At 52.8% G+C, this 1,234-nt stretch carries 1 protein-coding gene; it reads left to right on the top strand.

All coding sequences use genetic code 11. From position 1 onward, the window contains the following. Window positions 1-1,204, top strand: a 1,204-nt coding sequence (locus FHC48_RS22970; protein ID WP_220420623.1) for an ISL3-like element ISKox3 family transposase, incomplete at its 5' end; no start/stop codon positions are given. Window positions 1,205-1,234: the final 30 nt, after the last annotated feature.

The raw sequence follows: 1,234 nt of genomic DNA, 5'->3' as shown, positions 1-1,234 counted from the left end.
CTACGCTCATATTCTCAACCTGTCCGATCCGTGGCAGGTAAAGTCCCTTTCTCTCGATGAAAATGCCGGTTCTGTTACTGTCACTATTGAGATCGCTGAAAACACCCGGCTAGCCTGTCCGACCTGCGGTAAATCCTGTTCTGTTCACGATCACCGTCATCGTAAATGGCGCCATCTTGATACCTGCCAGTTCACCACTATTGTTGAAGCCGATGTTCCACGAATTATGTGTCCGGAGCATGGCTGCCTGACGTTGCCTGTTCCGTGGGCTGGCCCCGGAAGCCGGTATACGTTGCTATTCGAATCGTTCGTTCTCTCATGGCTGAAAATCAGCACCGTTGATGCTGTCAGGAAGCAACTTAAGCTCAGTTGGAATGCGGTTGACGGCATTATGACCCGGGCAGTTAAGCGAGGTCTTGCCCGGATAAAAAAGCCATTATCCGCCCGTCATATGAATGTGGATGAGGTCGCCTTTAAAAAAGGACATCGTTACATAACGGTGATCTCCGATCGCGATGGTCGGGCGCTGGCCTTAACGGATGATCGCGGCACAGAGAGTCTTGCCGGCTATCTTCGCACGCTCACTGATGGGCAGTTGCTGGCTATCAAAACGCTCTCAATGGACATGAACGCGGGCTATATAAGAGCAGCGCGTATCCACTTACCCAGTGCGGTTGAGAAAATCGCCTTTGACCGCTTCCATGTGGCGAAGCAACTGGGCGAGGTAGTTGATAAAACCCGTCAGAATGAACATCCGCACCTCCCTGTTGAAAGCCGACACCAGGCAAAAGGAACCCGCTTCCTGTGGCAGTACAGCGATAAGTGGATGACCGAATCCCGGCAGGAAAAGCTGATGTGGCTGCGTGCACAGATGAAGCTGACGAGCCAGTGCTGGGCGCTGAAAGAGCTGGCAAAGGATATCTGGAACAGGCCATGGAGCGAGGAAAGACGGAGTGACTGGCAGAGATGGTTGGCGCTGGCGGCTAACAGTGACGTTCCCATGATGAAAAATGCCGCGAAAACGATAGGAAAAAGGCTGTACGGGATCCTGAATGCGATGCGACACAGTGTCTCAAACGGAAATGCGGAGGCACTTAACAGCAAGATCAGGCTGCTGAGGATAAAAGCCAGGGGATACCGAAACCGGGAGCGCTTTAAACTGGGGGTGATGTTCCACTACGGAAAGCTGAATATGGCGTTCTGAGCCTTCCCACCATGATCGGGGAAGACCCAT

Source organism: Enterobacter sp. EC_50, assembly GCF_019584525.1.
Classification (GTDB): Bacteria; Pseudomonadota; Gammaproteobacteria; order Enterobacterales; family Enterobacteriaceae; genus Enterobacter; species Enterobacter roggenkampii.
Note: the sequence above shows the minus strand (reverse complement) of the source record. Positions and strands in the feature narration are given on the sequence as shown.